Below are 21825 nucleotides of genomic sequence, written 5' to 3'. Positions count from 1 at the left end.
CTACCAGGCGTTCCGGAGGACGGCTTCGATGTCGTCGGGGTCGCCCGTCAGCCCGGCGGGGGCTCGCTCCATCGGCGGGTCGTCGGCGATGAACTCGGCGATAGCCGGCAGGTCGGCCTCGCGGGTCGCGTCGAGGTCGCGGAGCCGCCGCGGGAGCCCCATCCCGTCGCGGACCTCGGCGACCGCCTCGACGACCGCGTCCGCGACGGCGTCAGCGTCGAGCCCGTCGACGTTGACACCGAGTCCCGCCGCCAGGGCGTCCCGGCTCGCGTCGACCTCCCCGAAGAGGTACGCGAGGACGTGCGGCGCGAGTATCGCGTGGATCGCGCCCTGGTGGACGTCGTACCGTCGCGAGAAGCCGTGTCCGAACGCGTGGATCACCGATATCTTCCGGTCGAACTGGACGAGCAGCGTCCCCGCCACGGCCCGGTCCAGCCAGCGGGGAGCGTCGTCGTCCCCGTTTTCGTCCCCCGCATCCATCCCGTAGTTGCCGTCCGCGACCCGGGGGAGCGCGTCGCGGAACAGCCGGAGCCCGTGGATCGCCGACGCGTCGCTCACGGGGGAGGCGTCCCGCGCGTACGGCGTCTCGAGTCCCTTGTTGAACCCGTTCATCGCCGACCCGACGAGCACGCTCCGCGGCGTCGTCGCTACTAGCTCGGGGTCCGCGAGGTCCGCCATCGGCAGCACCTCTCCCCGCGCCGTTATCGGCTGACCGGTCGGGGAGTCGGCGGCCGGCAGCACCTCCAGCGACCCGCCGAGCGAGACGTCCGCGCCCGCGAACGTCGTCGGGACCACGATCACGGGCACCGTCGGGTCGCCCTCCAGCGGGGCGATCGACCCCCCTTCGGCCTCCGCTTTGAGGTCCGCGACGTCGCGGCCGTCCGCGGCGAGTATGGTCGCTTGGCGGGCGACGTCGAGGCTGCTCCCGCCGCCGACGCCGATCACGACGTCGGCGTCGAGCCGGTCAACCTCGTCGACCACGGCGGCCGCCGTCTCGATCCGTTTGCTCGGGGTCGTCTCGGCGAACGTGCCGGCGTGACGGTCGCCGAGCCCCTCGCGGATCGGGTCCATCAGGTCGTCGTTCGCGCCGACGTTCGACCCGCAGACGACGAGCGCGGCGTCGAGCCCGTGGTCACCGAGGTACGCGCCGAGGTCGGCGGCGCGCCCGCGTCCGAACAGGATGTCACAGCCCCGGTAGTCGTGGTCGAAGGCGTCCGCGATGGGTATCATCCTCGAACGGTACCACGGCCGGCGGCTTGTACCTGTGGGACCGTGACGCACGCTGCCGGAAGCGGTCCGGGAAACGGACCGGGAACGAAACGGAGAACGGACCGGGAACGAAGCGGAAAGCGGAACGGAAAAAACCGGTCTCGTCCGCGGTCAGTACTCCTCGTACGCGAGGTTCATCAGCCACTGCGAGAATGCGTCGGACTGCGGGTCGATCTCTTCCTCCCCGATGAACGGGGAGAGCATGTCGTCGGCCATCAACAGCGCGAAGTCGAGGTCCCGGGCCGCGGGTTCGAGGTAGTACGTGTTGTGCCCGTTGTAGACGGTTTCTTCCCGCTGGATGAGCCCGGACCCTTCCAACGCCTCCGCGATACGGCTCCCCTTCCGCGAGGAGACGTCGAGTTCCTTCCAGAAGTCGCTCTGGTGGATCCCGCCGGTCTCGCGGATCAGTTCGAGGCCGGCGTGCTCGTCTTCCGACAGCTCGGCCTCGAGTTCGGACACGCTCATACCCCAAGGACCGCCCGCGAGTCGCTTAAAACTGGCTTTCCGTCACGTCCCGACCGCGATGGTCCGTGGGGCGTTCTGTGGGGACGTTCAGTGGGGACGTTCTGTGGGGACGTTCAGTGGGGACGTTCAGTGGGGACGTTCAGTGGGGGGCGTTTAGCAGTCGCTGTCGTCGCTGAAGCCGTCCGGGAGCGCCACCGGCTCCGCGGGCGTCTCACACGGCGGGCCGTCGGCGAACGCGAACTCGGGGTCCGGCCCCGTGCGGATCCGCGAGAACGACCGCGTCCCGAAGCCGTCGCCGTGGAGGCACGCCCCGTACGCGTGCGTCGAGAGGACGTCGCCCGCCCGATCGAGCCACGCGGTCGCGTTCTCCTTGGAGCGGGGTGCAAGCGCGCGAGCGACCCGGCGTGCGCTGTCCGCACGGTCCGCGCCGTGCTCGGCGCGACGGTCGGGGATCGCAAAGCGCGCCCGCCCGTTCACGACGCCGCCCACGTTGCCGACGACGTGCACGCCCGGTTCGAGCCGGGTGACGTCGAGCTCGCCGTCGTACGAACAGCAGAAGGCGTCGTCGTCGTCCGCGAGGACCAGGTTGAAGCCGGCGTACGCGCGTTCCGCGACCTCGCCCTCCAGAACGCGGAGGGCCGCCGCCGCCGAGCCCGCCCGGAGACAGTCGTCGACGAGCAGGCCCCGGGAACGGTCCCCCGCGCGGTCGGCGTCGAGCCAGCGGTTCGTGACCGCGACGACGAGCCCGGACCCCGTACAGCCGATCCAGGTCCCGCCGGCGACCGCGTCCCGCGGGGCGACGGACGGCGGATCACCGTCGCGGACCGCGGGCGGCTCGGACGGCCGATCGAGCGACTCGTCACGGTTGGCGGCGACGGCGGTCGGCGCGTCGGCGAAGACGCGCCAGGCGAGCGCGAGCGTGCACACGCCCACCGGTGGGAGCGGGCGGGGGAAAAGTGCGCCGGCGGTCGGACGGTCGTCCCGAAGCTTTACTCAGGATAGAAGAAATGTTTTAGCCGGTCGGGCCCTCGGGACGGACATGAAAGCGATCGCGGTGTACGACGACGGCGACGAGCCGGTGATCGTAGAGAAGCCCCGGCCGGAGCCGGCCCCCGGCGAGGCGCTCGTACGGACGCTCCGGGTCGGCGTCGACGGCACCGACCACGAGGTGATCGCAGGCGGCCACGGCGGCTCGCCCGCGGGCGACGACCACCTCGTGTTGGGTCACGAGGCGATCGGCGTCGTCGAGGACCCCAACGACACGCCGTTCGAGGCGGGCGACCTCGTCGTCCCGACGGTCCGGCGACCTCCAAACGGGGCGAACGAGTACTTCGCGCGCGGCGAGCCCGACATGGCCCCATCGGGACAGTACCACGAGCGGGGCATCGTCGGCGACCACGGGTTCATGGCGGAGTACTTCACGAGCCCCGCGGAGTTCCTCGTCGCGGTTCCGCCCGCGCTCGCCGAGTGGGGGTTCCTCGTCGAGCCCGCGTCGATCACGGAGAAGGCGGTCGAACACGCGTACGCGAGCCGGTCGGCGTTCCACTGGGAGCCGGAGACGGCGCTGGTGCTCGGCAACGGCTCGCTCGGGCTGCTCACGGTCGCCATGCTCGACGACGAGTTCGACCGGATCTACTGTCTCGGCCGCCGGGAGCGGCCCGACCCGACGATCGACGTGATCGAGTCGCTCGGCGCGACGTACGTCGACTCGAACGAGACGCCGGTTCCGGAGGTCCCCACGGCCCACGAGCCGGTCGACTTCGTCTACGAGGCGACGGGCTACGCGCCCCACGCTTTCGAGGCGATCGAGGCGCTCGCGCCCAACGGGGTCGGCGCGCTATTGGGCGTCCCCGGCGACTGGGCGTTCGAGGTCGACGGCGGACGGCTCCACCGCGAGCTCGTCCTCCACAACAAGGCCCTGGTCGGCAGCGTCAACTCGGGGTACGAACACTTCGAGGCCGCCGTCGACCGGTTATCCGGGCTCGAGGAGTCGTTCTTCGCGGATCTCGTCACCGGCGTGTACGGGCTCGACGAGTTCGAGGCCGCGTTCGCGGATGACGACACGACTATTAAAACGGCGGTCGAATTCGCCGCATATGAAGAACGTTGACGACCTGATCGAAAGCGCGGCCGAGCTCGCGGAGCGAGGCCTCTCGCGCGGGGAGATCGCGGACGAACTGAACGTCTCCCGCGAGACGGCGAGCTGGCTCGTCGAGCGCGCCGGCGGCGACGACGAACCGACCGAGCCGGCCGACGACGGCTCGACCGCCGACATCCACGTCGACTGGTCGGCGATCGGCCGGGACTCCGCCCGGCTCACGTACGCCGCGCGGGCGATGGCCGACCTGCTGGCGAAGGAGGGCGAGGAGGTCGACCTCACGGTCGGCATCGAGAAGGCGGGCGCGCCGCTGGCGACCGCCATCGCCGCCGAACTCGACACGGACCTGGGCACGTACGCCCCGGCGAAACACCAGTGGGAGGAAGGCGACATCGCCGAGCACGGCGGCGGCTTCTCCCGGAACTTCGCGGCGATCCGCGACCGCGACTGCTACCTCGTCGACGACATCATCACGAGCGGCACGACGATGCGCGAGTCGATCGAGGCGATCCGTGACCACGGCGGCGAGCCGGTCGCCTGCGTCGTGCTCGCGGACAAGGTCGGCTACGACGACATCGACGGCGTCCCCGTCCACTCGCTCATCGACGTCGTCCGCGTCGACCGGCAGTAGGTCCGAACGAAGTCGGGCCGAACGAAGCCGGGTCGAACGAAGCCGGGTCGAACGAAGCCGGGTCGAGCGAAGTCGGATTGAGCGAAGCCGGACCGAACCAAGCCGGACCGAACGAGCCGCAACCCCTTTGCGTCGCGGTGCCGTACGCGACGCTATGACGTTCAGTCCCGAAAGCAACGCTGACGAGGCCGAGGTCTCCGAGCGCGTCGACGAAGCGATCGAGGGGAACGACGTGGTCCTGTTCATGAAGGGGAACCGCCTCATGCCGCAGTGTGGCTACTCACAGCGCGCGCTGGAGCTGATCGGCAAACACGTCGAGGAGTTCGAGACCGTCGACGTCCTCCCGGCGCTGCCGCAGTACCGCGAGGCGCTCGCGGACCACAGCGGCTGGGAGACGATCCCGCAGACGTACGCGGGCGGCGAGTTCATCGGCGGCAGCGACGTGCTCGCGGAGCTCGACGAGCGCGGCGAGCTCGCGGGCGAGCTCGGCGCCGAGTGATCGCCGGGCCGGCGATCTCCCGGCCGATCCATAGGTTCTGAAGGGCAGGCCATATAAGCCTACGCCTCCTATGTGGGGTAGGTGCAGTCGCAGCCACTCGCGCCGCGACGACCGGTTCGACCCACCAACCCACCCTATCAACAATGTCAGGCCGCGTGTTCCGACTCCATTCGACGCTCGAACTGCCACTCGAAGACGTAGAGACGTACTTCGAAGAAGCTCCCGACCTCCCGCCGGAGGTCGCCGGTATCGACATCACGCGTCGAAACAACACCCTCATCATCAAGGCGGTCTCCGACGACGAGAGCATCAGCAAGTACACCCCGACCGCCCAGCTGAAGGCGTCGGTGACGGAGACGCGCGTCTACGAGGAGGAACCGCCGCGGGCGGGTGGCCCCCAGTGGATGGACGACGAGGAGGAGGAGATCCCCTCCGAGCTCGTCGAGTTCGCCTGCTTCAAAGGCGACCGCGAGACGGTGTTACAGAACACCGCCCTCCAGTATCCGATGTTCCTCGTGTTGCGCGAGCTGGCGCTGCTCGCCGAGAAGGGGACGTTGACGGCGATCACCGAGGAGGGCGACGAGCTCGAGGCGACCCGGATCGTGGAGGGCGAGCGACGCCCCGCGAGCGTCGAGGTCGTCGAGAGCCCACAGGGTGCGGGCGACGGCGACGGCGGCGTCAACTGGCGCGACAACAAGTTCATCAGCGATTAAGCCGCGGACACACGCCCTCTTTTCGACCGGTTCGGCTGATCGACCCGTACTCGACTCCCCGACCGGCTCGTGGACGGACTCGGTGACGGTCTCGCTGACCATTTCGGTGACGGTCTCGCTGACCATTTCGGTGACGACGTCGACGGATCCGTTTTCAGAGACGTGTCGCCGGCGCGGTCAGTCGTCGTTCGCGGGCGTCGACGCCGCCTCGCGCGACAGCGCGTCGAAGCCGCGCTCGAGGTCCGCGAGCAGGTCGTCGATCCCCTCGATCCCGACCGAGACGCGGATCAGGGTGTCGGAGATGCCGAGCGCCTCACGCTCCGCCCGCGGGAGGGGTTCGTGGGTCATCCCCGCCGGCAGCTCGATGAGGCTCTCGACGCCCCCGACCGACACCGCGAGCGTGAACTCCGTGAGGGCCTCGAGGAACCGCTTCGCGTCGTCGATCTCGCCGTCGAGCTCGAACGAGAGGATCCCGCCGAATCCGGACATCTGCTCGCACGCGAGCTCGTGGTCCGGATGGCTCTCGAGTCCCGGGTAGTGGACGGCCGTCACCTCCGGTCGGGACTCGAGGAAGCGCGCGACTGCGAGCGCGTTCTCCTCGTGTTGCCGCATCCGCGGGCCGAGCGTCTTGATCCCCCGCATGACGAGGTAGCTGTCGAACGGGGGGCTCATCGCGCCGACCCCGACCTGCTGGAGGAAGCGGAGCTCCTCGGCGAACGCGTCGTCGTCGGTCACGACCGCGCCGGCGACCGCGTCGGAGTGGCCGTTCAGGTACTTCGTCGTGCTGTGGACGACGACGTCCGCACCCAGCTCGAGCGGGCGCTGGAAGTACGGGCTCGCGAACGTGTTGTCGACGCCGAACGTCGCGTCGACCCCTGCGGCAAGCTCGGCGATCGCCGCGATGTCACAGAGCGCCAGCTTCGGGTTCGTCGGCGACTCCATCCAGACGGCGGCCGTCTCCTCGCGGAGCGCGGCCGCGACCGCGTCGAGATCGGTCGCGTCGACGTACGTCACGTCGACGCCGAGGCGCGCCGAGAACACCCGGTCGAGCATCCGGCGCGTGCCGGCGTATAAGTCCTCGAAGGCGACGACGTGGTCGCCCGGCTCCACGCACGCGAGCAGCGTGGTGAAGATGGCGGCGGTCCCCGAGGCGAACGCCGCCCCGTGTTCCCCGCCCTCCAGCGCGGCGATCCGCTTTTCGAGCGCGTGGCGGGTCGGGTTCGACAGCCGGGAGTAGACGAACTCGCCGGCGTCGGGGTTGACGTCCTCGAGTCGCATCTCGGTGTCGAGCCCCGGCAGCGCGAACGTCGACGCGAGATGGATCGGGGAGACGACGTCGCCCGCCTCGCTGCCGGTCCCGAACGGGTCCTCACCCTCCGAAACAGCGAGCGTGTCGAGCGTCTTCTCCGTGTGATCGTCCATACCGTCGACTCCGTCGCCGAGAACATAATAATTTATCATTTTATAGTAATATCCGAGTGGTCCACGTATTACTGACGGGGATGACGGGCCCCCGAGTCGGGGGATCGGGTCGGTTCTCGACCGCGGAGAACCGGGAGTCGGTTTCTTGACGACGGTGGCCGAAACACGAACGAGGGAGCATGTACGACGATATTCTGGTTCCGACGGACGGCAGCGAGGGGGCAGAGCAGGCGCTGGCGCACGCGCTCGATCTGGCGACGACGTACGGATCGACGGTCCACGCCGTTTACGTGGTCGAGCCGGTGTACGCGGCGGAGGCCGGCACCGGCCGGATCATCGAGGCGATGCGCGAGGAAGGCGAGCGAGCGGTCGCGTCGATCGCCGAACGCGCGTCGGCGGAGGGCATCGAGGCGGTCACCGCGGTCCGAACCGGAGGCCCCTCCGCCGAGCTGCTCGAGTACGTGGCGGACAACGGGATCGACCTCGTCGTGATGGGGACGCACGGTCGAACCGGGCTGCGCCGGTACCTCCTCGGCAGCGTCACGGAGCGGGTGGTTCGCCTCTCGGACGTCCCGGTGCTTACGGTTCGGACGGGACCGGCCGCCGACGAGTAACCGTTCGGCGGGTCGATCTCGGACGGGGACGGGAGCGAACGAGCCGATCTCGGACGGGGACGGGAGCGAACGAGCCGATCTCGGACGGGGACGGGAGCGAACGAGTCGAGCGCGGCAACGAAGGGCGAGACCGCGGACGCTTTATCGGCCGCGACCGTCCGATCGGGCATGACCGGCGATTGGGTGAGCCTCTTTTCGGGCGGCAAGGACTCCTCGTGGGCGCTGTACCGCGCGCTGGAGGAGGGCCTCGACGTCTCACGGCTGCTCACCGTCCATCCCGCGGGCGACTCGTACATGTACCACACGCCGGCGACGCGGCTGGCCGGGCTCGCCGCCGAGAGCGTCGGGATCGACCTCGTCGAGATCGAGCCGGACGACTTCGGGGCCGACGACGTCGACGACGCGGGCGCACAGGGCGACGCGGAGCTGGAGCCGATGGAGGCCGCGCTCCGCGGGATCGCCGCCGCGGACGACGTCGACCTCGCGGGCGTGACCGCCGGCGCGGTCGAAAGCGAGTTCCAGACCGACCGGATCCGCGGGATGTGCGACCGGCTCGGGATCGACCTGTTCGCCCCGCTCTGGCGGGAGGACCCCGTCGAGCTCGCCGAGGCGATGTTCGACGCCGGCTTCGAGATCCGGATCGTCCAGGTGGCCGCCTACGGGCTCGACGAGTCGTGGCTCGGCCGGCGATACGACCGCGAGGCGCTCGCGGAGCTGCTCGAGCTGCGCGCGGAGTACGGCGTCCACCCGCTCGGCGAGGGCGGGGAGTTCGAGACGTACGTCGTCGACGGCCCGCACATGGACCGTCGGATCGAGCTGTCGTACGACACCGTCTGGGAGGGCGATCGCGGACACGTCGTCGTGACCGACGCCGCGCTGGAATAGGGGCGATCGGGGCGGCGCTCAGTCGTCCCCGTTCAGCTCCGCGGTCACCGTGATCTCGACGGCGGCGTCCGGCGCGGGGAGCCGCGACACCTCGACGCAGGTCCGGGCGGGATACGGTTCGTCGAGGTAGGCCTCGTACGCGCCGTTAACCGCCTCGTAGTCGTCCATGTCCGTGAGGTAGACGGTGGCGCTGACGATCGCGTCGGCGCTCGTCCCCGCCGCCTCAAGGATCGTCTCGACGTTCCGGAGGGTCCGTGTCGTCTGCTCGGCGACGTCGTCGGAGAACTCGCCCGTCTCTGGGTCGCTCCCGGTCTTGCCCGAGACGCGTACCGTGTCGCCCGAGACGATCCCCTGTGAGTACGGTCCGAGCGCCGCCGGCACGTCGTCGCTTTCGATCTCGTGCATCGACCTCGACGACGTCGGAAACCCGTTTGAAGCTATCGGCGTTTTCGATCCTCTCGGCCCGCTGCCGCAGTGGACGACCGGAACCACTACCTCCCCACACGGAGTGCGGCCCGCATGGACCTCGGATCGCGGACACTGGACGGCACGTCCCTGCTCCTCGCCTTTCTCTCCGTCGTGATCCTCCTCATCGGGGTCGCCAACCTCGCCGCGCGGGAGGTCGGTCGCGCGTTCGTGTTGGTCGCGCTCGCCGCGTCGCTCCTGCTGGTTACGCGCTACGTGGAGTGATCGTAGTCGACCGCGCCGAGCCGGCGGCGAGACTCGGCTCTTCGACTCCACTTCGTTCCGTCAAAAGAAGCCGGAGGAGGGATTTGAACCCTCGACCTATTCCTTACGAAGGAATCGCTCTGCCAGCTGAGCTACTCCGGCGCTCACTCACACGTATCCCGAAGAGGAAAATAAGGGTTCCGGAACGACGGCACCCCGTCGGGTCGTACCGTGCGACGAGTCGACACGGCGTGCGGGCGTCGATGTCGATGGATCCTCCCCGGTGGCCGGGGATCGCGGAGTCGAGATCTTCAACCGACGATCTGATCAGTACAGTTCCGATATCGACCCGATCATCGATCTAGTATCCCTTAAGAGGTGTGGATACCTCGATTACATACGAATAATATAAGGGAAACAGCTAAAGGCTCGCTCAGGCTGCGTTCGGTCGACGACGCACGCCACCCGCGTGCCGCGACGGCGGGGATCGACTCCCTCGGTGGCGTCTGCCCGGTCGAAGCCCGTACCGGGCGTCGACGCGATCGCCGGCGGATCCCCATCCCGAGCCGGCGACCCGCTCGTCACGGTCAGCGATCCACCGCGGCGGTCGTGGATGACCCCACGCTTCCGGCGTGTCCAAGCGCGAAATCGCCTCTGGTCCGACGTTCCCGCGGCCGCGAACACATGTCATGTAACGGGCCCCGGCCGCGACGTCCGATGGTCAGCCGGGCGTCGCGGCGCTTCGTCACGGACCTACCGACCGAGGAGCCGGCGGCACGTCGCCGCCGTCGCGAGCACGCCGTCCCCGCCGGCACCGATCAGTCCCGCGAGGCGGACCTCCGCGGGGAACGCGCCGATCCGACGGGCGAGCCGGCCGGGTCGCGCGGCCGCCCCGATGAGGGCGACCGTCCGCCCGCGGACGCGGAACTCGAGCGTGAGGTCCGCCGTCCGCAAGAGCCGATCGGGCCCGACGAGGCCGGCGGAGTCGGGAAGCTCGCGCGCGACCTCGACGGCCGCTCGGACGGTCGGCACCTCGACGAACAGCCGCTCGCCGGTCGAGCGGACCGCCATGGGGACCCCGTCGACCGTGAGCGTGAGGTCCTCGGTGACGACGGCGAGCGGACTCCCCCGCTCAGTCGTGCTCACGGGTCGTGATACGGACCGTGCCGTCGAGCCGCCACGTGGCGTGTTCCGCACCGTCGCCCGCGACGCTCGGAACGTCGACCGACAGCTCCTCGAAATCGTAAACGATCTCCGCGTTTCGACCGGTGAGTCGGTCGTAGAGTCCGATAGCGAGGTCCGGCCAGGTGGTCGTCGCGTCGATCCGATCCTCGGGGTCCTCCGTTTCACTCATACCGTCGAGTGGGTCCCCGCGAAAGGAATGCGTTGTTACCAGATAGTCGGCGCGGGCAGTCGCCCGTTGGCCCTCACCGACCCGATCGACGTCCGCGTATCAGACCCGTTCCAGCCGGACGTCCAGACAGACGTTGTGCTCGTGTGGCGCGTACGACCGCACGATCCGCTCGGTCTCGACGGCGACCGTGTACTCGTCGCCGGCGGCGGCGCGGATCGCCTCGAGCCCGGGGCCGAACGGGTCGTCCTCGTGCTGGATGTCGTAGTAGTGGATCAGACACGCGTCGCCCGCGAGCGCGACGGCGACGTCGAGGAACTCGTCGGCGGAGTGGGGGAGGTTCATCACGAGGCGGTCGGCGGTCCCCGCGTAGTCGTCGACGAGCTCCCGCACGTCCCCGGCGATCGCCGTGATCCGGTCCGCGACGCCGTTGCGCGCGGCGTTCTCCCGGAGGTACTCGATCGCGACCGGGTTGAGGTCGCAGGCGACGACGTCCGCGCCGGCGGCGGCCATCGGGACCGCGTACGGCCCCACGCCCGCGAACATGTCGATCACGGACTCTCCGGGCGCGACCCCCCCGACGACGCGGTGGCGCTCCGTGGCGAGCCGCGGGGAGAAGTACACCGCCGCGACGTCGAGCGCGAACTCGTGGCCGTACTCGCGGTGGACCGTCTCCGTGCCGTTGCCGGCGAGGACGTCCCACTCGCGGACGCGCAGCTCGCCTTCGATGGGCGACGCGCGGTTGAGGACGGTGTCACAGGGGAGGTCCGACGCCATCACCGCCGCAGCGATCTCGCGGGCCCGCTCGTCGTCGTCCTCGTCGACGATGACGATCTCCCCGAGCCGCTCGAGCGAGGGCTCGTAGCCGAGTATCTCGGCCGGCGTGCGCGGGCGGTCCCGTCGGTCGGCGTCGCGCTCGACCACCCGGTCCAGGAGGTCGTCGGGGACCCCGTCGGGGTCGGTGACGGGGATGTATATCGTCGCGTCGACGACGGCTATCCGGTGGTCGCCGTCGAGGACGTCGGCGTCGGCGAGCCGCGCCCGGACGGATTCGCCGCGCTCGCGGTCGACGGCGACGCAGGGAACGCTCATCGACGGATCCACGCGGGCCGCCCGATAAAGGCTGACGCTTCGACACCGGTCGGCGAGACGGGGTTCCGGGTCGGGCCGACGATCGAGGCGGGGAGTTTCGCCCGATCGAGGCGGGGGTTTCGCCCGGTCGAGTGTCGGGCCGACGGACGCCCTCAGCCGTCCCCCGCGTCCGCGACCGCCGCGAGCAGATCGTCGGGGTCGACGTCGGGGTCGACGACCACCGGCGTTCCCGCCGCGTCGCGGACGGGGCGGTTCGGTCCGGCGACCGTCCCGACGACAACGGTCACGTCCGCGGCCGCCGAGAGCCGCCGGGCCCGCGCGGTCGTGTCGGGGTCGGGGGCCTCGAACGGCGGGCTCGTGACGGCGGTCGCGCCGGCGTCCGCGGCGACCCCCGCGACCGCGTCGGTCTCGGGGACGACGCCGACGGAGAGGTCGTGGCCCGCGGCCGACAGCCGTGCGAGGACGCGACCGGCCCCGCGACCGGTTCCGACGACGTGGACACGGCGAGGGTTGACGTCGCGCCGGGGGAACGGGGTAACCGCCGGCGCGCCCGTGGCGGGGTCGCGCCCGACGAACGCCGCGGCGTCGAACGTCTCCCGCAAGGTCTCGGCGTCGAGGACGTCGTCTGGAGGGCCCGCCGCGTGGACCCGCCCGCCGGCTATCAACACGAGCTCGTCGCAGTACCGGGCGGCCATCCCGAGGTCGTGGATCGCGGCGACCGCGGTCTTCCCGTCGTCGACGAGCCCGCGCACGAGTTCGAGGGTCCGGACCGCGTGGTTCACGTCGAGGCTCGCGGTCGGCTCGTCGAGGAGGAGCGCGGGGGTCGACTGCGCCAGCGCCCGCGCGAGGAGGACGCGCCCGCGCTCGCCGCCGGACACCTCGGTGATCGGGCGGTCGGCGAACCGCTCGACGTCCGTCACCGCCATCGCCTCGCGGACCGCGGCTGCGTCGTCCGCGCCGTGGCCGTCGAAGCGACCGAGGTGCGGGGTCCGCCCCATCTCGACGACGTTGCGAACGGGGAAGTCGAACGAGAGCGACGTCTCCTGGGGGACGCTCGCGATCCGCCGACCCATCTCCCGGGCCGACAGCCCCGACGCCGGGTCGCCGGCGACGCGGACCTCGCCGGCGTCGGGATTCAACACGCCCGTGATCGCCCGGAGCAGCGTCGTCTTGCCGGCCCCGTTCGGGCCGACGACCCCGACGAACGTCCCCCGGTCGATCGTCGCGTCGACCCCCGCGAGGACCGACACGTCGCCGAAGGAGACGGAGAGGTCGCGGACCGCGATCATCGGGTCCGCGTCGACGGGGTCCGCAGCGGGGTCGGTGGGGTCCGTGGCGGAGCCGGCGGCGGTGGCGTCGTCACCGGGGTCCGTGGCGGAGCCGGCGGCGGTGACGTCGTCGTCGGTGAGGGGCCGGTCCGCCGTGTCGTCGGCGCTCACAGCTCGTGCACCTCGCGGTTCATCAGGAGGTAGATGAAGAACGGCGCGCCGACCGCGGCCGTGATCACGCCGACGGGGAGCTCCGCGCTCCCGGAGCGCGCGAGGGTGTCGGCGGCGACGAGGAACGACCCGCCCGCGAGCGCCGCCGTCGGGAGGAGCACGCGGTGGTCGGGGCCGACGACGAGCCGGAGCATGTGCGGGATTATCAGGCCGACGAAGCCGATGACGCCCGCGAACGCGACGCCCGCCGCCGTGATGAGCGCCGACGCCGCCAGCAGCACCCGCTTGGTGCGTTCGACCTCGATCCCGAGCCCGCGCGCCTCCTCCTCGCCGAGCAGGAGGACGTTGAGGTCCCGCGTGTACGCCATCAGCACGACGAACAGCGGCGGAACGACGATGGCCGTCACGGCGACGTCGCCCCAGGAGGCCGCCGAGAGGTGCCCCATCAGCCACGCGACGATCCGACGGAGCGACTCGCCCGCCTGCAGCTGGAGGAACGAGATGACCGCACCGAGGAACGTCTGGATCGCGACCCCCGCGAGAAGCAGCGTCGCCACCGGGGTCCGGCCGTGCCGGGTCGCGATGGCGTACACGCCGAAGGCGGCGACGATCGCGCCGACGAACGCGAAGAGGCTCACGCCCGCCCCGCCGGAGAGCCCGACGTCGACCGCGCCGACGAGCGGGAGCGCGAGCGTCGCCGACAGCGACACGGGGAAGACGATGAACGCGACCGCGCCGACGGCCGCGCCCGAGGAGACGCCGATGATCGAGGGGTCCGCCATCGGGTTCCTGAAGAACCCCTGCATCACGGTGCCGGCCGCCGCGAGCGCGAAGCCGACGATCGCGGCGAGGACGATCCGGGGGAGCCGCACGTACAGGACGATCCGGCGGTGAACGTCGTCGACGGGGAACGCGAACGGCGAGCGGTAGACGACGTCGGCGGTCGGCACGGCGAGCGTCCCCGAACCGCGCGCGCCGGTCTCGACGCCCGCGGGGACGACGACCGCGTTCAACACGATCTTCACGACCTCCGCGGGAGGGATCTTCACCGGCCCGATCCCGGCGCTCACCGTGACGGCGAGCGCGAGCAGCGCGGCTAACCCCGCCGACCACGCCGTCGTCCGCGCCGCGAGACCCATTCGATAGCAACACGACTTGTAGTAGGTAAATACTTATTGGACCGGCGGCGTCGATCGATCATGCGAACGAACCCAACGGCCGCGCTGCTCGCCGCGCTGCTCGTGACGACGGCCCTGGTGGGCGGGGCCGCGGGCGTCGCCGCGGGCGGCACGATCACCGGCAACACGGCTGTCGGCAGCACGACGGCGGGCGAGGCGACGACCGACAGATACGACGCGACGGACGGCGGAGACGGCGACGAATACGAGGCGTCGGCCGGGGTCGCGACCTGCGAGTTCCCGCTCACCGTCACGGACGCGACGGGCGAGGAGATCGTCGTGGAGGGGCCGCCCGAACGGATCACGACGACGAACCCCTCGGCCGCACAGATCCTGTGGGAGATCGGTGCGCGGGACCGTGTCGTCGGCGTGACGCAGTACGCCGGCTACCTCGACGGGGCCGGAGAGAAGGAGAACGTCTCCGCGTCGTTCGGCGTCGACGTCGAGAAGATCGTCGGGACGGACCCCGACCTCGTGTTGGCCCCGAACGCCTCCGCGGAGGCCGTCGAACCGCTTCGCGACGCCGGCGTGACCGTCTATCACTTCCGCGAGGCGACGGACGTCGACGACATCGCGGACAAGACCGCGACGGTCGGCGCGCTCGTCGGCGAGTGCGAGGCCGCCGCCGACACCAACGCGTGGATGTACGAGGAGGTCGACGCGGTCACGGAGCAGACCGCCGACCGCGACCGCCCCGGCGCGCTGTACCCACTCGGTTCCGGCTTCGTCGCCGGCGGCGGGACGTTCATCGACGAGATCATGACGATCGGCGGGGTGGACAACGTCGCCGCCGAGCACGAGGGCTACCCGCAGCTCTCCCCCGAAGTGGTCCTCGAGGCCGACCCCGAACTGATCCTCGTCATCGACCGGCATCCGGGGATCCTCGACGAGGAGCCGTACGCGAGCACGACCGCCGGGATCGAGGGGAACGCCGTCGAGATGGAGGTCCACTACCTGAACCAGCCCGCGCCGCGGAGCGTCGTCGAGTCGACGGCCACGCTCGCGGACGCCGTGGAGTCGTACGACGACGCGCGAGCGAACGCGGACGGGACCGACGACGGGGCCGACGACGCCGCGTCCGGCGCGGACGACGCGGGCGACGCGGGCGACGCGGGCGACGCGGAGGATACCGACACCCCGGCGTCGGCCGACGACGACGGCGGAACGACGGGTAGCGAGGCACCCGGGTTCGGCGCGGCGGTCGGCGCGGTCGCCGTCCTGATCGCGTCGCTCGCGGCCGTGCGGGCGGGACGACGCCGGTAGGGGCGGCGGTGTCACGGAGACGGACGTCGGGGCCAGTCGAAACGACCTTACGCCGGGGGCCCGGCCGTCCGGTATGGTCGAGAACGTTGTGTACCCCGCCTACTTCGACGCGGCGCTGTCGCGGTCCGAGGGGCGTCGCGTCCCGGCGGACCTCGCGGTCGAGGAGCCGACGGTCGACGAGATCGCGCAGGCGGTCCAACAGGTCGGCTACGACGCGGTGATCGAACGCGACATGACGTACTCCCGCGAGTTCGAGCCGCGCGGCGCGGTGGTCGTGCAGGGCACCGAGGACACGGCGAAAAACGACCTCGTGCAGGCGATCGCCGCCTACGTCGGCGTCCTCAGGGAGTGACGATGCAGCGCGTCGGCACCGTCGTCAGGACCGCACAGGGGCTCGCGATCGCGCGGGTCGACCCGGGCGAGGAGCCCCCGGACATCGGACGGGCCGTCGTCGACGAGTCGCTGTCGACCGTCGGGCGCGTCGTCGACGTGTTCGGGCCGGTCGACCACCCGTACGTCGCCGTCACGCCGAACGACGGCGTCGCGCTGGCGACGCTCGTCGGCGGGAAGCTGTACGCGCGGTGAACCGCGCACGGTCCGTTTCAGCCGTCCGCTCTACTTAAATACCCTTCCCCATCAGGTGGCTGCGGAGCACGTCCGGCGTCTTGAGGCCCGCCTCGGTGTTGAGGAGGACGACGGTCTCGTCGCCGTCGAAGAACCCCTCCTCGGCGGCGGTCCACGCGCCCGCGGGGGCGGCCCCGCCCGCCGTTCCCATCTCCAGCACCTCGTTCTGGGCGACGGCGACCGCGCTCGCGAGGATCGCGTCGTCGGTCGCGGTGACGGCGGTGCCGCCGCTCTCCCGAACGGCCTCGACCGCGGGAACGCCCCCCGCCGGGTCCGGGATCTCCAGCTCGCCGCAGATCGTGTCGGGCGTCGACCACGGCTCGGGTTCGTCGAGCCCGCGCTCGACCGCGGCCGCGATCGGGGCACAGCCCTCCGGCTGTGCGGCGACGAGCCGGGGCATCTCCGCGATCGCGCCGAGCCGGTCGAGCTCGGTGAAGCCCTTATAAACGCCCGCGAGCACCTCGCCGGAGCCCGTCGGGACGACGACGACGTCGGGCGCCTCGCCGAGGTCGGCGACGAGCTCGAACGCGAGCGTCTTGATCCCGTCGTGGCGGTACGGGGTGGTGAACTCGTCGAGGCTGGTGTAGTCGGTCGCGAGCTGCTCGTCCACGGCGGCGGCCGCCTCCGGGTACCGCCCGCCGACGACGCGCATCTCGCCGCCGTGGACGTTCGTCATCGCCTTGTTCGAGAACGCACACCGCGACGGGACGAACGCGTACGACCGGAGGTCCGCACGGCCCGCGTACGCCGCCATCGACTGGCCGGCGTTGCCGGGGCTCGCACAGACGAGAGGCTCCACGTCCCGCCCGGCGGCGGCCGCCCCGGCGACGGCTGTGACCGCGACGGAGAGTCCACGATCGAGCACGGTGCCCGTCGGGTTCCGCGCCTCGTCCTTGACGTACACCGCCGCGACGTCGAGCTCGTCGGCCAGCCGCTCGGTCGGAACGAGCGGGGTCGCCCCTTCCCCGGCCGAGATCGCCGCGTCGGCGGGGAACGGGAGCAGCGCGTCGAACCGCCACTGGCCTCGACCCGGGGTCGGCGGCGAGCCCGTCGCCCCGGCGGACGCCGTCGCCGCAGTGTTCCCCCTCTCTCCGGCGCTCGGCGGGGCCAGCAGCGCGTCGGCGTCGACGGCGTCGTAGTCGTAGGTCGGATCGAGGTACCGCCCCCCGTCGGGGACCTCGTGGGGGTCCGCCGTCTCGTGGACCCGGCCCGACGCGCGACTCTCCAGCCCGCGGAACGTCTCCGTCGTCTCCATACCGTCGCTTTCGGCGGCGGCGACTAATCGCTTCCCTCTCCGCGCGCACGTCGCCGGGCGATCCCGCCGTCGCTTATAAGCACCCCGCCCGAACGTCGACCCATGAACGGAGACGCCATCGTGGTCGGCGGCGGGCTGGCGGGGCTCGTCGCGGCGACCCGGCTCGCCGACGCGGGCGCGGACGTGACGCTGTACGAGCGACGGCCGGCGGTCGGCGGCCGAATCCGGAGCCGGGAGGTCGACGGCTTCACGCTCGACCGGGGCTTCCAGGTGCTGTTCACGAACTACCCGGCCGTCGCCCGCGAGGTCGACCTCGGGGGCCTCGATCTGCAGCGGTTCGCGCCGGGCGCGACGATCTGCCGACCGGGGTCGCGAGCGGTCCTCTCGGACCCGTTCCGCGACCCACGTCGCGTCGTCGAGTCCGCGCTCAACCACGAGATCCCCTTCTCGGACAAGCTCCGGACGCTCGCGCTCCGGCACGACCTCTCGAAGCGCGCCGAGGCCGACGCCTTCACCGGCCCGGACGCGTCGATCCGCGAGTACCTCTCCGACTGGGGGTTCTCTGAGGCGTACGTCGACAACTTCGTCGCGCCGTTCTACGGCGGGATCACGCTCGACCGCTCGCTGTCGACGTCCAAGCACGTCTTCGAGTACACGTTCCGCGCGATGAGCCGCGGCGCGATCGCGGTCCCCGCGGGCGGAATGGGTGCGCTCCCCGCACAGCTCGCCGACCGCGCCCGCGAGGCCGGCGTCGACCTCCGGACGGGCGAGGACGTCGAGGCGCTGGACGTCGGGTCGAGCGGCGGCCGGTTCCGGCTCGGCTCGGGCGGTCCGGCGGACGGGGCCCGCGTCGAGCTCGCGAACGGGTCGACCGCGGACGCGGACCTCGTCGTCGTGGCGGCGACGCCCCCGGAGGCGCGCCGGCTGACGGGCGTCGAGGCGATCCCGACGGAGGGCGTCGGCTGCGTCTCGCAGTGGTACACGCTGCCCGAGGGAACGGCGTTCGGGACGGGAAAGCGGATCCTGCTCAACGCGGCCGACGAATCGCCGAACGCGGTGGTCCCGATGTCCGAGGTGGCCCCCGACTACGCGCCCGACGGCCGGGCGCTGCTCGTCGCGACGTTCCTCGGCGCGGGGGCGGCCGAGCGGGACGACGGGGCGCTCCGGGAGGACACCCGCGACGCGCTGTCGGCGTGGTACCCCGAGCGCGGGTTCGGCGGGCTCGAGGTCGTCGGCACCGACCGGATCCCGTTCGCGCAGTTCGCCCAGCCGCCGGGCGTTCACGGGACCCTTCCGGACCCGGACGCGCCGGAGGGGCCGGTGGTCCTCGCGGGCGACTACACCGAGTGGTCGTCGATCCAGGGCGCGCTCGCGAGCGGGCGACGCGCGGCGGAGTCGGGGCTCGGTCACTTATAAATTGGAGTCGACCGTGGTCGGCGATCGTTTATAAACAAGAGCCGATTCGACGGTCGGGCCGAGCGCGGGTCCTCGACCTCCCCAGCCTCGGCCGGCGGCGGCCGCGGGGCCGCACCGCAGGGCCGCACCGCAGGGCCGCACCGCCGCACCGCCGCACCGCAGGGCCGCACCGCCGCACCGCAGGGCCGCACCGCCGCACCGCCGCACCGCCGCACCGCAGGGCCGCACCGCCGCACCGCCGCACCGCACCGCGCCGCGGCCGCCGCCGACCTCCACCGGAAATCGGAGATTTCCGAGCAGTCGGACGGAGTCCGACGACCTCGCGCGCGCTCTCGGGCTCCCGTCGGTCGCCCTCGGGACCGCGCGCGCCGACGGTGGACGGTCGGGTCGCGAGACTCTGTTATAACCGGGCGATCGGATCGGCTCGGACGTTCATACCGAGGCGAGCGGCCCGTCCCTCTCCCTTATAAACGGGGCCGACGCGGTGCGGTCGCCGATGGCCGTGCGGTCACTCCTCGCGGCGGAACGCGCCCTCGCCGTGTTCCGCGACGGCCGCGAGGAACGCCTCGCGCTGTCGTCGCAGCTCCGGCGGGAGATCGGCGTACGCGTCGGCGAACAGGTCCGCCGGGTCCGGGGTGACCGCCTCCGCGGCGTCGATCGCGTCGGCGACGACGTCGTCGGCGTGCTCGTGGACCGCCGCGACGTCCGCGTCGTCGATCCGCCCCGTCTCCCGGAGGAACGTCTCCAGTCGGTCGATCGGGTCGATGGCGCGCCACCGATCGACGGCGTCAGGGTCGCGGTAGGCGGTGGGGTCGTCGGCCGTCGTGTGCGCGCCGTACCGATACTCGACGAACTCGATCAGGGTCGGACGCGGCGTGTCCTCCGCCAAGCCGGGGTCGTCCGCTGGGTCGGGGCCGTCCGCTGGGTCGGGGTCGTCGTCGTCCGGATCGGAGTCGCCGCGCGCGCGGTCGACGGCGTCCCTCATGGCGGCGTAGCTCGCGAGGGGGTCCATCCCGTCGACGCGGACCCCGTCGAAGCCGTAGGCGGCCGCCTTCGCCGCGAACGTCTCGCTTGCGGTCTGGCGCGACTCGGGGATCGAGATCGCCCAGCCGTTGTTGTGACAGCAGAACACCGTCGGCGTGTCGAAGACGCCCGCGAAGTTCAGCGCCTCGTGGAAGTCGCCCTCGCTCGTCGCGCCGTCGCCGAAGTGGCAGGCGACGACCCGGTCCTCGTCGTGGTAATCGAACGCCCACGCCGCGCCGACCGCGTGCGGGAGGTGCGCCGCGATGCCGATGTTGAGCGGGAAGACGTTCCCCTCGGCGATCGCGGCCGTCCCCGACTCGTGGCCCAGCCAGTAGGGGAGGTACTCCGCGAGCAGGTCGCGGACGACGACCGCGCCGTGCTCGCGGTACTGGTAGCTTATCAGGTCGCGGTCGGCGAGCGCGTGCGTGGATCCCACTGCGGATCCCTCTTGGCCCGCACAGGGCGCGTACGTCCCCATCCGACCCTGCCGCTGGAGGCTGACCGCGCGCTCGTCGAAGCGCCGCGTCGTCACCATGTCGCGGTAGATCTCGACGAACGTCTCGTCGTCGAGGTCCGGCACCGTCGCCCCCGGGAGGGGTCGTCCCTCGGGGCCCAGCACGCGCCGGACGTCGGCGTCCGCGAGCGGGTCGTCACCCGTCATCGGTCGAACACCGCCACACAACCGCCGGTCGCCGTCGTCCACCCGTTCATTGCCGTGGACTGTGTACTACACTCCCAAGGAGGTAGCGGTCGCGGAGGCGCCATCACGTCCGGCGCGGGCGTCCCGAACGGAGACGACCCCGACTCCGACGCGATCGATTCAGGGCGTGATGACGGCGCGGCCGTCTATCTCGCCGCGTTCGAGCTCCTCGGCGACGGTGTTCACGTCGTCGAGGCCGTAGCGGCTCGTGTGGAGGTCGACGTCGCCCTGTTCGACCAGCGCGACCAGCTCCTGCAGCTCCGTATAGCGGCCGACGATGTTGCCGACGAAGGAGAACTCGCCGTTGACCAGCGCCTGTGAGGGTTCGTGGACGTGGCCGCCGTAGCCGATGACGTGGTGATCGCCGCCCGACGCGGTGACGTCCGGGGCGTACGCGGTGGTCACGTCCGCGCCCACGAAGTCGAGCACCTGCGCGGCACCCCGTCCGTCGGTGATGTCGTCGAGCGTCTCGCGGACGTCGGCTTCCTCCGGGTTGATGAGGTGTTCGGCCCCGTACCGGTTCGCGAGGTCGAGCGCGGAGTCCTTCACGTCGACCGCCGTGAGACGGGCCGCGCTCATCGCGTCCAGACACTGGAGGCCGATGTGGCCCAACCCGCCGACGCCGATGACGACGGCGTGGTCGCCGGGGTTCAGCTTCGCAACCGCCTTTTTCGCCGCGTGATAGGCCGTGATCCCGGCGTCCGCGTGCGGCGCGATGTCGACCGGATCGATGCCGTTCGGTAGCGGGATCACCGCCCGCTCGCTCGTGTGCAGAAACTCGGCGAATCCCCCGTCGGTCGTCAGCCCGTTGAAGGCGCTGTCCGCACAGTACATCGTCTCGCCGAGCCGACATTGACGACAGCGGCCACACGTCTGCACCGGGTGACACACCACGGGGTCGCCCGCCGAAACCAGGTCGACTTCCGAACCGGTCTCGACGACGGTCCCCGCGTTCTCGTGGCCGAGCGTCATGGGCAACGGCTGCGGGACGTACTCCTCCCACATCCCTTCGATGACGTGGTTGTCCGTCTGGCACCACCCGGCCCCCTCGACCTCGACGATCACCTCGTGTGGCCCGTCGATCGTCGGCGGATCGACCTCCTCGACGACGAGCCCCTCGCTCATGTCATGCGTGTACTCGTGTAGTCTGGCTGCCAGCATACAGTCGTGTCTGACACAGACACGCATAAACATTCGTTATGAATGTGGGAGAATAGGT

24 protein-coding genes and 1 tRNA gene are annotated in these 21825 nt (G+C 71.2%); 11 read left to right on the top strand and 14 right to left on the bottom strand.

Annotation, left to right across the window (positions count from 1 at the left end):
• The 3 genes from GRS48_RS10210 to GRS48_RS10200 all read right to left on the bottom strand — a co-directional run bounded on the left by GRS48_RS10210 (nucleotide 1) and on the right by GRS48_RS10200 (nucleotide 2661).
• Nucleotides 1–1230, bottom strand: coding sequence for an iron-containing alcohol dehydrogenase family protein (locus tag GRS48_RS10210; protein WP_159486112.1), 1230 nt, complete (start codon nucleotides 1228–1230; stop codon nucleotides 1–3).
• A gap of 150 nt (nucleotides 1231–1380) precedes the next feature.
• Complete coding sequence (locus GRS48_RS10205; protein ID WP_159486110.1) at nucleotides 1381–1734, bottom strand: MarR family transcriptional regulator; 354 nt, start codon at nucleotides 1732–1734, stop codon at nucleotides 1381–1383.
• Between the two features lie 153 nt (nucleotides 1735–1887).
• Nucleotides 1888–2661: an NRDE family protein gene (locus GRS48_RS10200; protein WP_321168391.1), complete on the bottom strand. Its 774-nt coding sequence runs from the start codon at nucleotides 2659–2661 to the stop codon at nucleotides 1888–1890.
• Nucleotides 2662–2773: 112 nt separating this feature from the next.
• Between GRS48_RS10200 and GRS48_RS10195 the strand changes: the two genes are divergently transcribed.
• The 4 genes from GRS48_RS10195 (at nucleotide 2774) to GRS48_RS10180 (ending at nucleotide 5675) form a co-directional block, all read left to right on the top strand.
• Nucleotides 2774–3844, top strand: coding sequence for a glucose 1-dehydrogenase (locus tag GRS48_RS10195; RefSeq protein WP_159486108.1), 1071 nt, complete (start codon nucleotides 2774–2776; stop codon nucleotides 3842–3844).
• A complete protein-coding gene (gene gfcR / locus GRS48_RS10190; RefSeq protein WP_159486106.1) occupies nucleotides 3831–4463 on the top strand; it encodes a transcriptional regulator GfcR in 633 nt (210 codons plus the stop codon). Before GRS48_RS10195 ends, gfcR begins: the two co-directional genes overlap by 14 nt.
• A gap of 154 nt (nucleotides 4464–4617) precedes the next feature.
• Entirely contained in the window at nucleotides 4618–4962 is a 345-nt protein-coding gene (locus GRS48_RS10185; RefSeq protein ID WP_159486104.1) for a glutaredoxin, read from the top strand.
• 143 nt (nucleotides 4963–5105) lie between these two features.
• Nucleotides 5106–5675 (top strand): hypothetical protein, encoded by a 570-nt coding sequence (locus GRS48_RS10180; RefSeq protein WP_159486102.1) that lies wholly within the window; start codon nucleotides 5106–5108, stop codon nucleotides 5673–5675.
• Between the two features lie 177 nt (nucleotides 5676–5852).
• On the opposite strand, the gene GRS48_RS10175 is transcribed toward GRS48_RS10180, so the two are convergent.
• Nucleotides 5853–7097 (bottom strand): PLP-dependent aspartate aminotransferase family protein, encoded by a 1245-nt coding sequence (locus tag GRS48_RS10175; RefSeq protein ID WP_159486100.1) that lies wholly within the window; start codon nucleotides 7095–7097, stop codon nucleotides 5853–5855.
• Between the two features lie 179 nt (nucleotides 7098–7276).
• Here GRS48_RS10175 and GRS48_RS10170 point away from each other — a divergent pair, with 179 nt between their 5' ends.
• Together GRS48_RS10170 and GRS48_RS10165 are read left to right on the top strand one after the other, a co-directional pair.
• Nucleotides 7277–7711, top strand: a complete 435-nt coding sequence (locus GRS48_RS10170) for a universal stress protein (RefSeq protein WP_159486098.1) — start codon at nucleotides 7277–7279, stop codon at nucleotides 7709–7711.
• A 168-nt stretch (nucleotides 7712–7879) separates the two neighbouring features.
• Nucleotides 7880–8596: a diphthine--ammonia ligase gene (locus tag GRS48_RS10165; RefSeq protein ID WP_159486096.1), complete on the top strand. Its 717-nt coding sequence runs from the start codon at nucleotides 7880–7882 to the stop codon at nucleotides 8594–8596.
• Between the two features lie 18 nt (nucleotides 8597–8614).
• On the opposite strand, the gene GRS48_RS10160 is transcribed toward GRS48_RS10165, so the two are convergent.
• Nucleotides 8615–9001, bottom strand: a complete 387-nt coding sequence (locus tag GRS48_RS10160; RefSeq protein WP_159486094.1) for a RidA family protein — start codon at nucleotides 8999–9001, stop codon at nucleotides 8615–8617.
• A gap of 69 nt (nucleotides 9002–9070) precedes the next feature.
• Between GRS48_RS10160 and GRS48_RS10155 the strand changes: the two genes are divergently transcribed.
• Nucleotides 9071–9286 (top strand): hypothetical protein, encoded by a 216-nt coding sequence (locus GRS48_RS10155; RefSeq protein WP_159486092.1) that lies wholly within the window; start codon nucleotides 9071–9073, stop codon nucleotides 9284–9286.
• Nucleotides 9287–9354: 68 nt separating this feature from the next.
• On the opposite strand, the gene GRS48_RS10150 is transcribed toward GRS48_RS10155, so the two are convergent.
• The 6 genes from GRS48_RS10150 to btuC all read right to left on the bottom strand — a co-directional run bounded on the left by GRS48_RS10150 (nucleotide 9355) and on the right by btuC (nucleotide 14286).
• A tRNA-Thr gene (locus GRS48_RS10150) sits at nucleotides 9355–9427 on the bottom strand.
• A gap of 591 nt (nucleotides 9428–10018) precedes the next feature.
• The gene (locus GRS48_RS10145) at nucleotides 10019–10411 is read right to left on the bottom strand and encodes a peptide ABC transporter ATP-binding protein (RefSeq protein ID WP_321168390.1); all 393 of its coding nucleotides are present in this window, start codon (nucleotides 10409–10411) and stop codon (nucleotides 10019–10021) included.
• Nucleotides 10398–10619, bottom strand: coding sequence for a hypothetical protein (locus GRS48_RS10140; protein WP_159486090.1), 222 nt, complete (start codon nucleotides 10617–10619; stop codon nucleotides 10398–10400). Before GRS48_RS10140 ends, GRS48_RS10145 begins: the two co-directional genes overlap by 14 nt.
• 99 nt (nucleotides 10620–10718) lie before the next feature.
• On the bottom strand, nucleotides 10719–11708 hold the full coding sequence (locus tag GRS48_RS10135; protein WP_159486088.1) for a class I SAM-dependent methyltransferase family protein: 990 nt from the start codon (nucleotides 11706–11708) through the stop codon (nucleotides 10719–10721).
• Between the two features lie 152 nt (nucleotides 11709–11860).
• The gene (locus GRS48_RS10130) at nucleotides 11861–13147 is read right to left on the bottom strand and encodes an ATP-binding cassette domain-containing protein (RefSeq protein WP_321168389.1); all 1287 of its coding nucleotides are present in this window, start codon (nucleotides 13145–13147) and stop codon (nucleotides 11861–11863) included.
• Nucleotides 13144–14286: a vitamin B12 ABC transporter permease BtuC gene (btuC, locus tag GRS48_RS10125; protein ID WP_159486086.1), complete on the bottom strand. Its 1143-nt coding sequence runs from the start codon at nucleotides 14284–14286 to the stop codon at nucleotides 13144–13146. The genes GRS48_RS10130 and btuC overlap by 4 nt, the downstream gene beginning before the upstream one ends.
• A gap of 60 nt (nucleotides 14287–14346) precedes the next feature.
• Between btuC and GRS48_RS10120 the strand changes: the two genes are divergently transcribed.
• The 3 genes from GRS48_RS10120 to GRS48_RS10110 all read left to right on the top strand — a co-directional run bounded on the left by GRS48_RS10120 (nucleotide 14347) and on the right by GRS48_RS10110 (nucleotide 16173).
• Nucleotides 14347–15588 (top strand): PGF-CTERM-anchored ABC transporter substrate-binding protein, encoded by a 1242-nt coding sequence (locus GRS48_RS10120; RefSeq protein WP_159486084.1) that lies wholly within the window; start codon nucleotides 14347–14349, stop codon nucleotides 15586–15588.
• A 73-nt stretch (nucleotides 15589–15661) separates the two neighbouring features.
• Nucleotides 15662–15940, top strand: coding sequence for a signal recognition particle subunit SRP19 (gene srp19 / locus GRS48_RS10115; RefSeq protein ID WP_159486082.1), 279 nt, complete (start codon nucleotides 15662–15664; stop codon nucleotides 15938–15940).
• Nucleotides 15941–15942: 2 nt separating this feature from the next.
• A complete protein-coding gene (locus GRS48_RS10110) occupies nucleotides 15943–16173 on the top strand; it encodes an H/ACA ribonucleoprotein complex subunit GAR1 (RefSeq protein ID WP_159486080.1) in 231 nt (76 codons plus the stop codon).
• A 34-nt stretch (nucleotides 16174–16207) separates the two neighbouring features.
• Here the strand turns inward: GRS48_RS10110 and GRS48_RS10105 are convergent, their stop codons facing one another.
• Nucleotides 16208–17467, bottom strand: a complete 1260-nt coding sequence (locus tag GRS48_RS10105) for a pyridoxal-phosphate dependent enzyme (RefSeq protein WP_159486078.1) — start codon at nucleotides 17465–17467, stop codon at nucleotides 16208–16210.
• A 102-nt stretch (nucleotides 17468–17569) separates the two neighbouring features.
• On the opposite strand from GRS48_RS10105, the gene GRS48_RS10100 reads away from it, so the two are divergent.
• Entirely contained in the window at nucleotides 17570–18883 is a 1314-nt protein-coding gene (locus GRS48_RS10100; RefSeq protein WP_159486076.1) for an NAD(P)/FAD-dependent oxidoreductase, read from the top strand.
• A gap of 508 nt (nucleotides 18884–19391) precedes the next feature.
• On the opposite strand, the gene GRS48_RS10095 is transcribed toward GRS48_RS10100, so the two are convergent.
• Both GRS48_RS10095 and GRS48_RS10090 read right to left on the bottom strand, forming a co-directional pair.
• Nucleotides 19392–20567, bottom strand: a complete 1176-nt coding sequence (locus GRS48_RS10095) for a thiamine pyrophosphate-dependent enzyme (protein ID WP_159486074.1) — start codon at nucleotides 20565–20567, stop codon at nucleotides 19392–19394.
• A 159-nt stretch (nucleotides 20568–20726) separates the two neighbouring features.
• The gene (locus GRS48_RS10090) at nucleotides 20727–21767 is read right to left on the bottom strand and encodes an NAD(P)-dependent alcohol dehydrogenase (protein WP_159486072.1); all 1041 of its coding nucleotides are present in this window, start codon (nucleotides 21765–21767) and stop codon (nucleotides 20727–20729) included.
• Between the last annotated feature and the right edge of the window lie 58 nt (nucleotides 21768–21825).

Origin of the sequence: Halorubrum sp. JWXQ-INN 858, from assembly GCF_009806985.1 — an archaeon.
GTDB lineage: Archaea > Halobacteriota > Halobacteria > Halobacteriales > Haloferacaceae > Halorubrum.
This window is presented reverse-complemented; position numbering and strand designations above follow the sequence as displayed.

What these genes read in the sequence shown, in the direction of transcription:
- GRS48_RS10210 (WP_159486112.1), bottom strand. Translation starts at nt 1,230, where the DNA reads ATGATACCCATCGCGGACGCCTTCGACCACGACTACCGGGGCTGTGAC.
- GRS48_RS10205 (WP_159486110.1), bottom strand. Translation starts at nt 1,734, where the DNA reads ATGAGCGTGTCCGAACTCGAGGCCGAGCTGTCGGAAGACGAGCACGCC.
- GRS48_RS10195 (WP_159486108.1), top strand. Translation starts at nt 2,774, where the DNA reads ATGAAAGCGATCGCGGTGTACGACGACGGCGACGAGCCGGTGATCGTA.
- gfcR (WP_159486106.1), top strand. Translation starts at nt 3,831, where the DNA reads ATGAAGAACGTTGACGACCTGATCGAAAGCGCGGCCGAGCTCGCGGAG.
- GRS48_RS10185 (WP_159486104.1), top strand. Translation starts at nt 4,618, where the DNA reads ATGACGTTCAGTCCCGAAAGCAACGCTGACGAGGCCGAGGTCTCCGAG.
- GRS48_RS10180 (WP_159486102.1), top strand. Translation starts at nt 5,106, where the DNA reads ATGTCAGGCCGCGTGTTCCGACTCCATTCGACGCTCGAACTGCCACTC.
- GRS48_RS10175 (WP_159486100.1), bottom strand. Translation starts at nt 7,097, where the DNA reads ATGGACGATCACACGGAGAAGACGCTCGACACGCTCGCTGTTTCGGAG.
- GRS48_RS10170 (WP_159486098.1), top strand. Translation starts at nt 7,277, where the DNA reads ATGTACGACGATATTCTGGTTCCGACGGACGGCAGCGAGGGGGCAGAG.
- GRS48_RS10165 (WP_159486096.1), top strand. Translation starts at nt 7,880, where the DNA reads ATGACCGGCGATTGGGTGAGCCTCTTTTCGGGCGGCAAGGACTCCTCG.
- GRS48_RS10160 (WP_159486094.1), bottom strand. Translation starts at nt 9,001, where the DNA reads ATGCACGAGATCGAAAGCGACGACGTGCCGGCGGCGCTCGGACCGTAC.
- GRS48_RS10140 (WP_159486090.1), bottom strand. Translation starts at nt 10,619, where the DNA reads ATGAGTGAAACGGAGGACCCCGAGGATCGGATCGACGCGACGACCACC.
- GRS48_RS10135 (WP_159486088.1), bottom strand. Translation starts at nt 11,708, where the DNA reads ATGAGCGTTCCCTGCGTCGCCGTCGACCGCGAGCGCGGCGAATCCGTC.
- btuC (WP_159486086.1), bottom strand. Translation starts at nt 14,286, where the DNA reads ATGGGTCTCGCGGCGCGGACGACGGCGTGGTCGGCGGGGTTAGCCGCG.
- GRS48_RS10120 (WP_159486084.1), top strand. Translation starts at nt 14,347, where the DNA reads ATGCGAACGAACCCAACGGCCGCGCTGCTCGCCGCGCTGCTCGTGACG.
- srp19 (WP_159486082.1), top strand. Translation starts at nt 15,662, where the DNA reads ATGGTCGAGAACGTTGTGTACCCCGCCTACTTCGACGCGGCGCTGTCG.
- GRS48_RS10110 (WP_159486080.1), top strand. Translation starts at nt 15,943, where the DNA reads ATGCAGCGCGTCGGCACCGTCGTCAGGACCGCACAGGGGCTCGCGATC.
- GRS48_RS10105 (WP_159486078.1), bottom strand. Translation starts at nt 17,467, where the DNA reads ATGGAGACGACGGAGACGTTCCGCGGGCTGGAGAGTCGCGCGTCGGGC.
- GRS48_RS10100 (WP_159486076.1), top strand. Translation starts at nt 17,570, where the DNA reads ATGAACGGAGACGCCATCGTGGTCGGCGGCGGGCTGGCGGGGCTCGTC.
- GRS48_RS10095 (WP_159486074.1), bottom strand. Translation starts at nt 20,567, where the DNA reads ATGACGGGTGACGACCCGCTCGCGGACGCCGACGTCCGGCGCGTGCTG.
- GRS48_RS10090 (WP_159486072.1), bottom strand. Translation starts at nt 21,767, where the DNA reads ATGCTGGCAGCCAGACTACACGAGTACACGCATGACATGAGCGAGGGG.